Here is a 15,703-nt window from a genome sequence, read left to right as displayed (position 1 = left end):
GTTTTGGTCAAATGAAATTGTAGCTTATGAATGCTGAAAAAAACAGTAAAAAATTCGACTGTGTTGAATCAGTTAGAAAAGAAAGAGACAGGATTGCAAAAGAAACAGAGGGTAAATCTGCTAAAGAAGTACTCGAATATTTCAAGAAAAGAAGAAAGCAATATAAGGCACTCCAAAAGCAATAGCATTCTAAGGCAAATTTTAAATAATCACTTAATATCAATAGAATATAAGTATAGAATAATCATTACCAACTATGGCACAAGAACCCGAAGATTCAAATAAAGAAAACGGACAAACTCCAGAGGACAAAGGCGATGGCGGCTGGCTGGAAAGCAAAAAACCGGTTTCTGGCATGTACCAGGATTGGTTTATTGACTATGCTTCCTATGTGATCCTGGAGCGTGCAGTACCCAAGTATGAGGATGGCTTGAAACCCGTGCAGCGCAGGATTATGCACGCCATGAAGGAAATGGACGATGGCCGTTTCAACAAGGTGGCCAATATCATTGGACAGACCATGCAGTACCACCCACACGGAGATGCGGCTATTGGCGATGCCATTGTGAATATGGGGCAAAAAGAACTGATGATCGAAACCCAGGGAAACTGGGGGGATATCCGTACAGGAGACAGTGCAGCAGCACCCAGATATATAGAAGCCCGCCTTTCTAAATTTGCGCTGGAAGTAGCTTTCAATGCCGACCTAACCGAATGGCAACTTTCCTATGATGGCAGAAAAAGAGAACCCATTGCTTTGCCCATGAAATTCCCCTTATTGCTGGCACAAGGCGTGGAAGGTATTGCAGTTGGACTGGCAACTAAAATTATGCCCCACAATTTTATCGAATTGTGCAAAGGCTCTATAGATGTATTAAAGGGAAAGAAAACCAAACTCTTGCCAGATTTCCCTACCGGTGGCACAGCTGATTTTAGTGAATACAATGGGGGCTTGCGCGGAGGCAGAATAAAGGTGCGCGCAAAAATAGATATCGAAGATCGCAAGACGCTTGTGATCAAGGATATTCCATTTGGAACAACTACCACCAGCTTGATTGACAGCATTCTGAAAGCCAATGACAAGAACAAAATCAAAATAAAACGAGTTACGGATAATACGGCAAAAGATGTTGAAATACTCATTGAATTGCCTGCCGGAATTTCCCCGGATATTGCTGTGGATGGACTTTATGCCTTTACGGACTGTGAAATTTCCATTTCTCCCAATGTTTGCGTGATCATTGCTGACAAGCCCCACTTTATGGCAGTAGATGATGTGCTTAAGCAATCTACAGAGCACACGCTTGAGTTGCTGCGTATGGAACTGGAGATCAAGAAAAAAGCACTGGAAGAGAAATGGCATTTTTCATCGCTTGAAAAAATATTCATCGAAAACCGCATCTACCGCGATATTGAAGAATGTGAAACCTGGGAAGCAGTTATAGAAGCAATTGACAAAGGCCTGGACCCCTTCAAAAAGCAATTGATGCGCGAAGTTACCGAAGAGGATATCGTGCGATTGACGGAAATCAAAATCAAGAGAATTTCCAAATTTGATGCTTTCAAAGCAGATGAGCTGATAAAAAAATTGGAAGAAGACCTGGAACAGATCAAACACGATTTGGCACACCTTACGGATTATGCCATTGCCTATTTTCAAATGCTGATCGATAAATTTGGAAAAGGCCGCGAGCGTAAAACCACCATTGCTACTTTCGATACCATTGAACGCCAGCAAGTGGTAGTCAACAACCAAAAACTATACGTCAACAGGGCTGAAGGTTTTGTGGGCTATGGATTGAAAAAGGATGAATTTGTGCAGGAATGCTCCGATATTGACGATGTAATTGCCATCAGACGGGACGGTAAATTTATGGTTACCAAAGTAGATGATAAAGCATTTGTTGGCAAAGATATCCTGTATGCAGGAGTCTGGAACAGAGGCGATGAACGGATGGTCTATAACATGGTTTACTTTGATGCAAAATCCAAACGCACTTATATAAAACGCTTCAATGTTAAATCCGTAACCCGCGATCGCGAATACGACCTGACTACCGGTGCCAAAGGCAGCAAAGTGCTCTACCTCAGTGCCAACCCCAATGCAGAAGCAGAAGTGATTTCAGTGCAATTGACTCAGGGTTGTTCCGCCCGCAAAAAACAATTTGACTTCGATTTTTCAGAAATAGACATCAAGGGAAAGGGCTCTAAAGGAAATACTTTGACCAAATATCCCGTGCGCAATATCAAATTTAAGCACGAAGGTGAAAGTACGCTTGGAGGAATTGATATTTGGATAGATGAATCTGTGGGAAGATTGAATGTGGATGAGCGCGGTAAGTATCTTGGAAATTTCAAGGGCGATGATAAAATCCTGCTGATTTATAAGGATGGCTCTTATGAATTGACCAATTATGAATTGACCAATCGCTATCAATTGGAAGAAGTGGAAATTTTGGAGAAATTCAATCCAGACCATCCTGTTTCGGTCGTGCATTACGACAGTGAAAAGAAAAATTATTTCGTCAAGCGTTTTTTAATCGAAACTACCTCTTTGAACCACCGTTTGGGTTTTATCAGCGAGGGAAGAAATTCCAAAATGGTTTTTGCTTCTACAAAGAAGAATCCTACTGTGGAATTTTCCAGCGAACGTGGCAAATCAAAGATCAAGGAAACGGAAATCGTTAATTTGGAGGAATTTATTGATGTAAAAGGCTGGAAATCACTGGGCAATCGCTTGAGCTTGAACACCGTAAAAGGAAAGCTGAAATTGGTACATGAAGAAGATTGGGAAAGCGCTAAGGATACTCAAAACCCGGAAGCAGAAAGTACTGAAAGTTCAGAGGAACAAAAGCCAGATGATAAAAAAGCACCTGAGGAAACTTCCAAGGAAAATTTAGCACCAAAGGAGGAAAAAGCCGAAGAAAAGGAAGCCCCTAAAAAGCAACCGCTACCGCCCAGAAAGCCCGAAGAAAAACCAGAAGATAAATCCAACAAACTTAAAAGTGGAGATTCCATTGAATGGGATTTGGAGAAAAAGACGGAGAAGAAAAGCAGCAACAAGGGAAGTGGTTCGCAGGGAACGCTTTTTGATTAGCGGATAATTAATGATTATAAGTACCCAAAACAAAACCAAAAGCTTATAGAATGCATCCAATCTAATGGAATAGCTATTTAGTTTCCTTGAGTTTTTCGGGGTCTTGCCTTGTATCGAATATATTTGCTATTTCAATTCGGGCAAACTTGTAGTTTACCCAATAGACAATTTTGTAATTTTTATATACTAAATAACGAAATTCTTGATCTCTGCTGTTTAAATTGTTTTCAATTTGCCCAATTTCAGGCTGTTTTCCGAGCCCAATTGTAGTGTCAATTATTCCGATTATTAATTTTTTAGCAATACGTTTGCTTGCTTTGATTGAATGGTAACTATAGATGTCTTCAAGTTTGCTTTCTGCAAGTTCCAACCAATAAACTTCTAACTCCATTTTTGGATTTTATCTTTTAAATCGCTGGCCTTAATCATTCGTTTATTTTTGGAATCATCCATAGCCTGGTCTATTTCAGAGTTGTACTCCTCTACAGTCATAGGTTTTAAGTTCTTCTCAATCAGTTCAGCTTTTCTTTTGCGCAAAAGTTTTTCAAGGCCGCTGATTATATCTTCATTTTGAAGTCTTAAAAATTCCTGTACAAATGATATTTTTCTGGCTTCTAAATCCATATTATTTAAATTTAAATCAAAGATACTAAATTATCAAACAGCTATTATTCCATTTGCTTGTAGCTTAGCAGCTTATGTAACGCATGGAAAGTGTTCTAAGTTTTATATTTATCAAGCATTCAACTAAAATACTGAATTTATCTGTTTGTAAACACCCCTATCAGTAGCGCCCTCGCTACTGATTTAAGTGTAGAAAAATTTGGTTTTGCCATACCCGTCCCACCAGGTACTCTCCCGCTTGGCATATCTTCTGAACCACAATGACAACCCTGATTGAGTTTATCAACCTGAGCTCTTAAATAATTCTCGAGCTCAGGTTATCAGTTTACAGTAAGAAATATTCAAAATCATTTCTTAAATTCATTTTAACCAAAAACACAATACCATGAAAACCATACTTATTCTTTTCTTGTGCATACAGGTAACTTTGGCCTGGTCGCAAAGTGATGCACACAATTTCCCGATTGAAAAAGGCGCCCTGACTTGTCCCTTGACTTCCGATAAAGGTAAAATCGTTTCTGTTTACAATGGTGAAGTAATGTCTGTGGTGCACCATGATCGTTTTAGCTATGCTGTTATCATCAAGCACGGGGATTATTACTCGGTTTATGCCGGAATTGACCATACCGAACTTATAAAAGGTGCGCTTGTCAGTACCAGCCAGGAAATTGGAAATATAGCTTCCGGAAATGAAAGCAAATTCAATTTTGAGCTCTGGAAAAATGTAGAAAAACTAGACCCAAAGGATTGGGTGGCTTGTTTGAATTAGAGTTGGGGGTTAGAAAATCCGAAATCCTAAAATCATGCCCGTCATTGCGAGGGCCTTGCCCGTGGCAATTTGGAAGGATTTACCTGCTGGTTTTGATTTAACCAGATCCTTCACTACGTTCTGTATGACGTTTTCAATTTAACCACAAATGGATTATAGAATTCCAATTAACCCTATATTTGCACTCAAATTGTATAGCCCATGTCAACCCCAGGTACAGCTCCATCCTACACACTTAATGCAGCACAGCAAAAGATGCGCAAGCAAATGAGCAATCCCTTTTTGTTCAGGTTTTTTCTGTTGTGGAAATTGCCCCTGGGCTGGTTTGCAGGTTTAAAACTGAAAAAACTCAGTCCTGAGGAATGCGTAGCCACCATACCCTATGGCTGGCGCTCGCAAAATCCCTTTCAATCCATTTATTTTGCAGCGCAAAGTATGGCCGCTGAGCTCTCTACAGGTGCCCTGGTGATGTTTGGCATTGCCGGAAAAAAACCTGCTTTTGCCATGCTCGTTGTGGGTATGGAAGCAGAATTTACCAAAAAAGCAGACCAACTCACCACCTTTACCTGCCACGATGGACCAAAGCTATTTGAGGCTATAAAACGCGCTGAAGAAACAGGCGAAGCACAACAGATAAAAATGGAAACCATCGGCACCATGCCTGACGGTACAGAGGTTGCCCGTTTTTACTTCACATGGTCTATAAAACAACGCAGTAAGTAGGGCTTCCTCAAAACGCTATACAATGTTTGTTATACACCATAATCCTTCTTTGAAATGCAAACTTTTTTAGAACATCTGCTCTTTTTCCTTGTATTTTATCTTAGCTAAGCCCTAAGTAAAAAGTTGTACCTTAATGCATAGGTACTTGTACTGTGAAATTTCCGCTTTACTTGTTTTAACTTTGTAAAAAAATTTGTACTGTACATTTATAAAAACTTGTGATTTACAAATATTTTTTGCCTTTAAGTGTACAGATTTTTGAAATTACATGAATACAAATCCCACCCATAAACTCCACATCATTGCCATAGGAGCCTCCGCAGGTGGACTTGAAGCACTCCAGAAATTTTTGTCTCACTTACCCGAACTGAAAAACACCTGTGTAATTGTTGCGCAACATCTAAGTCCAACGCACAAGAGTATGCTTGTGCAATTGCTCAGCAAAAAGACAAAATTAAGTGTCGCAGAAGCCGAAAACAATAAGACTTTAGAAAGCAATAAAGTCTATATCACCCCTCCCGGCAAGGAAATTGCTGTGAAGAACAACAAAATAATACTGCAAAAACCGGGGTCTGCAATTGGCCCAAAACCTTCGGTTGATGTGCTGTTCAAATCGCTGGCACAAAATAAAAACAGCAATGTCATAGCTATTGTGCTTTCGGGAACAGGTTCTGACGGGGCTGCCGGAATAACTGCATTAAAAGAGGTAGAATGCTACATCATTGTGCAAGAACCCGAAACGGCTAAATATGACGGAATGCCGATTTCCGCAATTAATACAGGAATGACGGATGCAGTGCTTCCTCCCGAAAAAATGGGTGAAGAAATTCACCGCTACCTCAACACGGACATGCGAAAGAAAATAAAAAAAGACAGCATTGAAAAAGAGACCTCTGCTATAGATAAAATCCTCTATTTGCTCGGAAAATACAGCGATGCAGATTTTTCAAATTACAAATCTGCTACCATTGGCCGCAGGCTGGAAAAGCGAATGAATGCACTTGGCGTTCAGTCCATAAAGGAATATCTGAATTTGATAGAAAAAAAACCGGGTGAAGCCGATGAAATGTTTAAAACAATCCTGATTGGTGTAACAACATTTTTCAGGGATAAAGAAGCATTCAAGGCGCTGGAAACTTACCTGAAAAAAATCATCAAGAATAAAGGAAAACAGGAGCCAATAAGAATATGGGTGCCGGGTTGCTCAACGGGTGAAGAACCCTACTCCATTGCCATTCTGCTCAGTAAAATATTAAAAGACAAAATTCAGGACTACAAAATCCAGATTTTCGCGACTGATATTGACGAACGCGCCATTTCAAAAGCACGAAAAGGAATATATCCCGAAGCTTCACTCGAAAATTTATCCAAAAGCATTCGGGAAAAATATTTCATCAAGAAAAACAACGAATTTGAACTGATCAAAGCAATCAGGGGAATGGTGTTGTTTTCCAGGCATGATGTTATCAAAAACCCGCCCTTCCTTAAAATTGACCTGATTTCCTGCCGCAATTTGTTGATCTATTTCAACACGGCATTGCAAAAGCAAATCATTCCCGTATTTCACTATTCCTTAAATCCGGAAAGCTACCTGTTTCTCGGAAAATCAGAAACAGTAGGACAATTCAATAATCTTTTCTCATCAGTGGACACTAAAAACAAAATTTTTAAGCGCAAAAGCGGTCGCAGTTTCCACAAAATAAAATTATCAAACTATAAAGCGCAAAAACAAGAAATTTACCCGGATAAAAAAACAGTTAAAGAGGAAAACCAACTGAGCCTGCAGGAGAAAGTCAAAGAAACCCTTTTCAATACCTATGAGCATCCCTATGTTGTGGTTGACGAAAACCACGACATCCAGGAAGTCAACGGAGATGTAAGGCTTTTCCTGACGCTGAGCCCGGGAAGCATACAGGTGAACCTGATTAAAATGGCCAATCCTGAATTGCAGATTGAGCTGCGTTCCGTACTTTCCAAAGCTATAAAAGAGCGCAATATCATAAAAAGCAATATCAAACGCTTTAAGCTTTTCGATGCTTTACATTTTGTTCGTATCACTGCCCAACCACTTATTTACACGGAATCAACAGAAAATTACTTTATCGTCATTTTCGAAAAGTTGGATATAGAAAGATATGTATCTACCGGAAAAGCAGAAAACACGGAAGGCCTTGTGAATATGCGCATCCAGGAACTGGAAGATGAACTGGGCACAACCAAAGAACACCTACAGACTTATATTGAAGAAATAGAAACCAGCAATGAAGAATTGCAATCGCTGAATGAAGAGCTGCAAAGTACCAACGAAGAAATGCAAAGTACCAATGAAGAGCTAGAAACCAGCAATGAAGAACTGCAAAGTGCCAATGAGGAAATTCAAATTACCTATACAGAACTCAGGGTGGCAAATGAGGAGCTGCAACACAAAGATAAACTCTTACAACAAATCCAGGCCAATACCCAGGCTCTGCTCAACAACGATCTACAGGCGTTTATCCTGGTCGATCCTTCCTACAATATATTGAAATTCAATACCAAGGCATTGGAAACCTTTAAGCATCTGAAAAGCAGGGAAATTGTTGAGGGAGAAAGTATTATAGACCTGTTTCCTTCAGGACAAATTGAAACTTTCGTGCAGGATTTTAACAAGGCTGTAGCAGGCAAAAAATTTCAGGATGAAAAAGAATTTACCAATAGCAAAGGACAAAAATGCTGGTATTCGGTAAGTTATACTCCCGTAAGCTACAGCGATGGAAGTGTGGCAGGCATTTCCATTGGTTTGTTGGATATCAGCGATCTTAAAATTGCCCTGTCAAAGCTCATTGAAACAGAATTACTGGTCAATACTGTTTTTAATGCCGTTACTGTTGGCATATGCATTATTGATGAAAATGGAGTTTTTGAAGATGTAAATGATGAATACTGCAAAATATACGGCTACAAAAAGGCTGAATTGATCGGTGAAAAGTTCACCAAAATAGTGCTTACCGGTCAGAAGAAAAAGATGTTGGAAGAATACCAGACATCTATTAAAAACGAAACATTTACAAATTATGGCAAGGAAATAAGTGGCGAATATGAAGTGCTTGGTAAAAATGGTAAAACCATCGATGTAGCAGTTGTGACCAGGCTCATTCACAGAGCAGATGGAAGGAAGTTCACGATTACTTCCATAAGGGATATTACCAAACAAAAACAAGCACAAAGAGAACTTGACCAGGTGCTTCATTCACTTAAAGAAAGGAACAAAGAGCAAAATTGCCTGTACAAAATCACAAGTCTTGGCAATTACAATTACGATATTGATGAATTATTGGGTAAAGCAGTAAAATTATTGCCTGACGGATTTCAATATCCCGACATAACAAGTGCACAAATCCATTATGATGGAAAAATCTACAAATCGGATAATCACAGAAAAAGCAAGTGGATTACGAAATCGGCTAAAAAAAGTACGGATGGAAAAGAACTGAGCATTGAAGTGTTCTACCGACAAAAAACTGCAGTAAAAGAGAAAGAATCATTTCTGAAAGAAGAAATCCAAATGGTTGATTCAGTGGCCAATAACCTGGTAATGTGCATCGACCAGATCATTTCAAGGCAAAAAATAAAATTCAGCGAGCAAAGGTTCAGATCCCTGGTTCAGGACGGTTCCGACCTTATTTCAGTACTTGATAAAAAAAACCTGTTTAAATATGTGAGCCCGAGCCACAAGAATTATATAGGCTATACACACAGTGAACTTATGGGAAAAAATCCCTTTGACTTTATCCATCCAGATGATTTAAGGAAAACAAAAGATGAATTTAAATTACTTCAAAAAGAAAACCGTGTAAAATCATCACCGCACCGTTTTAAGCACAAAAATGGCGGATGGAGATGGGTACAAACCATTGCTACAAATATGATTGATGACTATGCAGTAAAAGGCATTGTACTCAATAGTGTGGATATTACTGAAATTTTTGAAACACAGGAAAAACTCAAAGAAAGCGAATCGAGGTATCGTGGATTTTACGAATCACAGACCAATTATGTGATCCGCACCGATATGGAAGGGAATTACTCCTATTTCAACAAGAAATTTGAAGAGGATTTTGGATGGTTATATCCTGACGGTAAAATTCTCGGAAAAAACAGCTTGACCTCAATTTGTGAACACGATCACTTGAAAGTTTTTGAAACAGTAGAGCAATGTGTGAAAGAACCTGAAAAGGTTTTTAAAATAGAAATTGACAAACCAAGTAAAAATGGAGGAGTAGTAACCACACTTTGGGATTTCATATGTATCCTTGATGGCAAGGGCAATCCAAATGAAATTCAGTGCATAGGTATTGATATTACAGAGCGAATAGAGGCCGAAAAAGAACTGAAAGCGAGTAACAATCGCTTTGAAAAAGTGGCGCAAGCTACCCGCGATGCCATTTGGGATTATAATATTGTGGACGATACAATCTATTGGGGCAGCGGATACACAGATTTGTTTGGGTATAAAATATATAAAAAAAAGCAACCAATTGATAATTGGAGCAAAAAAATTCACAAAGCAGATTATAAAAAGATAGCAGACAGCTTAGACAAAGCGCTTAAAAACCCCAATTGCGAAAAGTGGGAAGCTGAATACCGCTACAAAAAGGCCGACAATTCCTATACCTATGTAAGTGACAGGGGTATAATTATCCGCAATGAAAAAAACAGGGCGATTAGAATGGTTGGAGCAGTTACGGACATTAGCGCCCAAAAAGAATTTGAAGCTTCTTTAAAGCAGCTCAACGAAAGTCTGCAGAAACAAACCCTGGCACTTTCCCAATCCAACTATGAGCTGGAGCAATTTGCCTATGTAGCTTCGCATGATTTGCAGGAACCACTCAGGATGATCACAAATTTCCTCACCCAGCTTGAAAAAAAATACAGCGATAAATTAGACGAAAAAGGCAACAAATACATCCATTTTGCAGTAGATGGTGCTGTGCGAATGCGGCAAATAATTCTTGACTTGCTGGAGTTTTCAAGAGTGGGTAAACACGAAGACAATCTTGAAAAGATTCAATTGGGTGAAATGATCAAAAATATAACTGCGCTACATGATAAGGCAATTGAGGAATCAGGAGCGGAAATTCAATTCAAAAAACTCCATTCGGTTAAATCATTCAGATCTCCACTTCGCCAGGTATTGCACAACTTGATTAACAATGCGCTGAAGTACAGGAAAAAAAATATTGCAGCGAAAATAAAAATCAGCAGCGAGGAATTTAAGGATCATTGGAAAATAGCTGTAAAAGACAATGGTATCGGTATTGAGAAGAATAATCTTGACAAAATCTTCGTGATTTTTAAAAGACTACATGATAAAACAGAATACAGTGGCACCGGCCTGGGGCTTGCAATCGTAAAAAAGACGATAGAAAACCTCGGTGGAAAAATATGGGTGAAATCCACTCCGGGCAAAGGCAGTACATTTTATTTTACCATAAAAAAACCCAAAAAATAAATTACCCCTCCCCGCTTTCCAGGATTTAAACCCTGCAAATTTCAAGGGAAATCACTATTTCTGAAAAATCACTATGAATTCTAAAATCTATGCAAATCTGGAATAAATACAAAAACCTTGTAATGAGCAGCTTCCCTGAATTGGGATCTCCTGAAGATGGCATAGCATATTGGAGAGATTATCTGTTCATAATAACACTGCTGTATATTGTCCCGCTGAGTTTGCTCGCACTTATTCCGGGAGTCATTGTATCAATTACAGGAAAGCTCTATTCCATTGCCATTTTTGATGTTTTTGCAGCTGTATTTCTTGCTGTTATTTCATTCACAAGTTGGTTCAGCATATTTACCAGAAAAATACTCTTTACAATAATGGTCTATTTATTGGCCATAGTTATGCTCACAGCATTGGGGTCATACGGCCCCGGATTGATCTACCTGCTCGCAGTATCTGTTTTTATGGTCATCATATTTCCCTACAGGTATGCTTTTCTTCCTGTATTCATAAATATACTATTCTGTATCGCATATGGCTTATTGATTTATCTTGAAATATTCGAAATACATCAATCAGATTCACAGCAAATAATTGAGTGGGCGGCCATTTCAACCAACCTGATATTTCTCAATGCCGTTTTTTCCGTATTGATCCCGAAAATGTTCGGAGGCATGCAAAAAAGCCTTGAAGAACAGCGCATATTGAAAGAAGCCCTTTCTGTCAATCAAAAAAATCTTGAAACATCACTTAAAACGCTTAAAATCAAAAACAGGGAGTTGGAACAATTTGCTTATGTCACCTCTCATGATTTACAGGAACCATTGAGAATGATCTCAAGTTTTCTAACCCAATTGAAGAAAAAATACGGAAACCAACTGGATGAAAAAGCACTGAAATATATAGATTTTGCAGTAGGAGGATCCAAAAAAATGCGCAGTGTAATTTTAAGCCTGCTTGACTTTGCTTTGGTTGATAAATACGAATATGAATTAGAACAATTTGACTTAAAGGAACTGATTAATGAGCTTAAGAATTACAATAAAATAGAAGCACATTTAAGCATCAACTACAGTGGCGTTCCTGTAATTAATTCTTACAAAAAACCATTGACAGTGGTGCTTCAAAATTTACTGAACAATGCCATTAAATTCAAGCGAGAAGGTATTGACCCTGAAATAAATATAGAGGCAAAAGAATCTGAAAGTGAATGGCAGTTTACTTTCCGGGACAATGGAATTGGCATTGAAAGTGAATATCATGATAAAATATTTATTATCTTTCAAAGATTGCATAATGAAGATAAGTACAAAGGTGCCGGGATGGGGCTGTCCATTGTAAAGAAATTAATTGAGCACATGAATGGGCGTATATGGGTGGAGTCAAACCCTGAAAATGGCAGCACATTTTATTTTACAATTTCTAAAAATATTGAACTATGAAGTCAGTACATATTTTACTTGTGGAAGACAACGAGGGCGATATTTTTTTAACAACTGAAGCCTTTGGCGAAAGTAAATTTAAATACAAGATCAGCATTGCCCGCAATGGTAAAGAAGCCATTGATTTTGTGTTTCAAAAAGGAAATTTCAAAAAAGCATTGACACCGGATTTAATTCTCCTGGACATTAACCTTCCGGTAAAAAATGGGCTTGAAGTACTACATGTATTGAAAAACGATGCTTCGGTAAAACAAATCCCCATCATAATACTCACTACTTCTTCTTCAAAAAATGATATAAACCTTTCTTACAAGGAAAATGCAAATTGCTACATCACCAAGCCTGTTGATGCCGATGATCTGGAAAAGGTCGTGAATAGTATAGAAGATTTTTGGATGAAAACGGCCCGATTGCCACTCAAGTAATTTAGATATGCAAAAAGATAATAGAAAATACAATTTCCTGGTAGTAGAAGACAATGAAGGGGATTTTTTCCTGGTACAGGATTATCTCGAAGATGTAATTGATGCACCCAAAGTCATACATGCCAGTAAATTTGAAGATGCCAGACAAATTTTAGAAGCAGGAAAAACGGATTTCGATGCCATTTTACTGGACCTGACACTTCCTGACAAAGAAGGCGATACGCTTGTAAAAGAAATGCTGGAAATATCAGGCAATACACCAATTATAATTCTCACCGGCTATTCAGATGTGGATTTTGCAATTCAGTCGCTGGGAATGGGCATTGCCGATTATTTGCTCAAAGATGAACTCAATGCTGCTATTTTGTACAAAAGCATTATCTATAATATAGAAAGGAAAAAAAACCTTGTTAAGCTCAAGGAATCGGAGCAAAAATATGCTGATCTTTTTCACCTGAGTCCACAGCCCATGTGGGTTTACGATATGGATACGCTTCAGTTTCTGGATGTCAACGATGCCGCGGTAAAGCATTACGGCTATTCGGTGGAGGAATTTCGGGAAATGACCATTAAAGGCATCCACCCAGAAGAAGATATTCCGCAATTAGAAGAAGTTTTAAAAAAACAGGACAAAAGTGCAAAATTTTTCAAAAACCAATTCCGTCACAAGAAAAAATTCGGGGAAATTATTGATGTTGACATTCAGAGCAATGTCATTAATTATAACAATAAAAAGGCCAAAATTGTATTGGCCAATGATATTACAGAACGGATACAGCATATCAATGCCATTACACATCAAAACAGTCGCCTGAGAGAAATAGCCTGGATCCAGTCACATGTGGTGCGCGCTCCATTGGCAAGAATCATCGGTATGGCCAACATGATTAAAAGTGATGTTCTTGATCTTTCAAAAGGCGAGAAAATAGAATTTCTCGATCATATCTTGAGCTCTTCAGAAGAATTGGACGATATTATTAAGGATGTGATAAACAAGACCAAGGAATTTAATATCAAAAAAGAATATGGTTAGTGTCTGTCCATAATGTCCGATTTCTTCGTTACGCTTGCCCTGAAAACAGTCATTTACATAAGTAAACTCTTGATTTTCAGGACTACGCAAGCCCCGCCCGTACCGAATGGCACGTTCGGGCGGGCTCGAACTCGAACATTCTGAAGCAGACATCTGACTTAATAGACAAACACTAATTAATGAAGACAGAACTCTTACTTATTGATGACGATGACATATTCATTTTTATGTCAAAAAAAATGATTGAAAAAACCGGGTTTCACACTGCGCCTTTGGTTTTCAAAAACGGTAGCCTTGCCCTCGATTATTTAAAAGAAGCCTACAACAAAGACACTTCCTACATTCTCTTTCTCGATATCAATATGCCGGTGATGAACGGCTGGGAATTTCTCGATGAGCTGGAAGAAGTTGCCGTGCCTGAAAATACCTTTGTTTTTATGCTTACCTCTTCTATTGCAGAATTTGATAAAAAGAAAGCCGAGACCAATCCTTTTGTGATGAAGTTTTTATCAAAGCCTGTATTGACAAGCACTTTTGAAGAAATAAAACATATGTCGGGGATTAGGAAATTGTTTCTTTGATTTTAGTTTCTTCTGTGATTGCAGCTCAAAAGATTTACAATAAAATTTTCTAAAAAAAAGCCTACAAGTTAATTACCTTTGTGCTCCGTTGCAGCAAAGCAACTATTTTGCCCAAGTGTTGGAATTGGTAGACAAGCATGATTCAGGTTCATGTGTCCGAAAGGATGTGCAGGTTCGACTCCTGTCTTGGGCACTACTTTTGAAGTACAATAAAGATTTTACTCCTTCAAAATCTTAAAAGTGCTTTGCCCGCTTCCTTTCTGAACAGTAAGCAAATACATGCCCGGGTTTATATCCGCCAGCGAAAGTGCAATATTTAAATTCATTGGATTTTCAATACGGCTTAGCTCCTGCCCCAAAAGATTTGTGAGCATTATTCTATCAGCAGCTTCCCGCATTTTAACAAAAAGCGTATTGGATACGGGATTGGGATATACCTGAATGGTATTGTCAAATTCAGCATTTGCGATACCTACTGAAGTTGATTTTCGGGAATGCTTTTGGAAAAATTCCCAAATAGCAATGGTAGCATCAATATCATTGCCGGGACTGCTCATCCATTCGTGTCCCGCATGTTTAATTTTGTACAGAATCACTTCACTTTCTGCCTCACACATGGGGTAAGTAAAACGGTCAATAGTCAGGTTGTCATTGGCTGTATCGGGAATGGAATCTTCCTCAACCGGCTCAGTACAATTGTTAATACCCGTCCAATTGGCCACCATTTCATCAACTGAAAGTCCCACTTTGGTGTAACCAAAATTTGGAATAGGAAACTCGCCTCCATAGGTAATCGTACTGTCGGCAGTACCATGCATATGCAGCACCGGAACCGGAGCACCTGGATTGCAATTGATGTCGTTACCAATCAAACCGGCAACGGATGCAATGGCAGCAATTCTCGCATCAAGTTCACATGCCAGTCGCTGCGACATATAGCCGCCCAGGGAAAAGCCCGTGGCATAAACCCGCTGTGTATCTATTGAAAACTCATTGGATAAAGAATCAATCAATTTGGAAACAAAATCCACATCATTGATATCGCTGTTTAAATAGAAACCGGGAATACCCACTCCCGCATTCCAGGCAGTGGCATTAAAATCCTGATCTACTTCTGCCTGTGGGTATATCACAATAAAAGTATCCTGATCGGCCAATTGATTAAAGCCTATTCCCTGGAAATTTGCCGCCTGATCGCCCATACCGTGAAAAGCAAATACCAGTGGAACCGGTTTGTTTGCATCATAATTGACAGACACATAAATTCTGTAGGTCCGGTTGAGATTGTCGTGATCGAAACTGCGCTGAACGCTTTGGGCATGCAAAAGGATAAATGATCCCAATGCAAGAAAAACAGTAAATAATGATTTCATAGTTTAAAATTTAACCCTGAAATTAAGCTTTTTTACGGAATAGATATTTTGGGGCGCAAGGCAAATTCCACCCGGATTATGCATTGGGACTTTGTGATGAAGCTTGAAAGCACAATAAAATCAGGCTGTTTGGAAATTTTAGCATAGCATC

General features: G+C 38.8%; 12 protein-coding genes and 1 tRNA gene. 10 read left to right on the top strand and 3 right to left on the bottom strand.

All coding sequences use genetic code 11. The features are described 5' to 3' along the window. The first annotated feature begins 26 nt into the window (after positions 1–26). Together WD048_14415 and WD048_14410 are read left to right on the top strand one after the other, a co-directional pair. On the top strand, positions 27–185 hold the full coding sequence (locus WD048_14415) for a hypothetical protein (GenBank protein ID MEX0813409.1): 159 nt from the start codon (positions 27–29) through the stop codon (positions 183–185). 71 nt (positions 186–256) lie between these two features. Further along, a complete protein-coding gene (locus WD048_14410) occupies positions 257–3,097 on the top strand; it encodes a DNA gyrase/topoisomerase IV subunit A (GenBank protein MEX0813408.1) in 2,841 nt (946 codons plus the stop codon). Between the two features lie 73 nt (positions 3,098–3,170). Here WD048_14410 and WD048_14405 read toward each other — a convergent pair whose 3' ends face one another. Both WD048_14405 and WD048_14400 read right to left on the bottom strand, forming a co-directional pair. Further along, positions 3,171–3,488, bottom strand: coding sequence for a type II toxin-antitoxin system RelE/ParE family toxin (locus WD048_14405; protein MEX0813407.1), 318 nt, complete (start codon positions 3,486–3,488; stop codon positions 3,171–3,173). Beyond that, on the bottom strand, positions 3,479–3,721 hold the full coding sequence (locus tag WD048_14400) for a hypothetical protein (GenBank protein MEX0813406.1): 243 nt from the start codon (positions 3,719–3,721) through the stop codon (positions 3,479–3,481). The genes WD048_14405 and WD048_14400 overlap by 10 nt, the downstream gene beginning before the upstream one ends. Positions 3,722–4,106: 385 nt before the next feature. Between WD048_14400 and WD048_14395 the strand changes: the two genes are divergently transcribed. The 8 genes from WD048_14395 (at position 4,107) to WD048_14360 (ending at position 14,372) form a co-directional block, all read left to right on the top strand. Next, positions 4,107–4,490 carry a M23 family metallopeptidase gene (locus WD048_14395; GenBank protein MEX0813405.1) on the top strand — a complete coding sequence of 128 codons (384 nt, stop codon included), beginning with the start codon at positions 4,107–4,109 and terminating at the stop codon, positions 4,488–4,490. Between the two features lie 201 nt (positions 4,491–4,691). After that, positions 4,692–5,213: a DUF4442 domain-containing protein gene (locus WD048_14390; protein ID MEX0813404.1), complete on the top strand. Its 522-nt coding sequence runs from the start codon at positions 4,692–4,694 to the stop codon at positions 5,211–5,213. Positions 5,214–5,481: 268 nt separating this feature from the next. Beyond that, positions 5,482–10,704: a PAS domain S-box protein gene (locus WD048_14385; GenBank protein MEX0813403.1), complete on the top strand. Its 5,223-nt coding sequence runs from the start codon at positions 5,482–5,484 to the stop codon at positions 10,702–10,704. Positions 10,705–10,826: 122 nt separating this feature from the next. Beyond that, positions 10,827–12,140 (top strand): ATP-binding protein, encoded by a 1,314-nt coding sequence (locus tag WD048_14380; protein MEX0813402.1) that lies wholly within the window; start codon positions 10,827–10,829, stop codon positions 12,138–12,140. Further along, a complete protein-coding gene (locus tag WD048_14375) occupies positions 12,137–12,565 on the top strand; it encodes a response regulator (GenBank protein MEX0813401.1) in 429 nt (142 codons plus the stop codon). Before WD048_14380 ends, WD048_14375 begins: the two co-directional genes overlap by 4 nt. A 7-nt stretch (positions 12,566–12,572) precedes the next feature. Further along, positions 12,573–13,598 carry a PAS domain S-box protein gene (locus WD048_14370; GenBank protein MEX0813400.1) on the top strand — a complete coding sequence of 342 codons (1,026 nt, stop codon included), beginning with the start codon at positions 12,573–12,575 and terminating at the stop codon, positions 13,596–13,598. A 179-nt stretch (positions 13,599–13,777) separates the two neighbouring features. After that, positions 13,778–14,179 (top strand): response regulator, encoded by a 402-nt coding sequence (locus WD048_14365; protein MEX0813399.1) that lies wholly within the window; start codon positions 13,778–13,780, stop codon positions 14,177–14,179. A gap of 109 nt (positions 14,180–14,288) precedes the next feature. After that, positions 14,289–14,372: transfer RNA gene (locus WD048_14360), tRNA-Leu, on the top strand. A gap of 25 nt (positions 14,373–14,397) precedes the next feature. On the opposite strand, the gene WD048_14355 is transcribed toward WD048_14360, so the two are convergent. Then, positions 14,398–15,552 carry a T9SS type A sorting domain-containing protein gene (locus WD048_14355; GenBank protein ID MEX0813398.1) on the bottom strand — a complete coding sequence of 385 codons (1,155 nt, stop codon included), beginning with the start codon at positions 15,550–15,552 and terminating at the stop codon, positions 14,398–14,400. Between the last annotated feature and the right edge of the window lie 151 nt (positions 15,553–15,703).

The organism is Chitinophagales bacterium, assembly GCA_040877935.1.
Classification (GTDB): Bacteria; Bacteroidota; Bacteroidia; order Chitinophagales; family CAIOSU01; genus JBBDNB01.
This window is presented reverse-complemented; position numbering and strand designations above follow the sequence as displayed.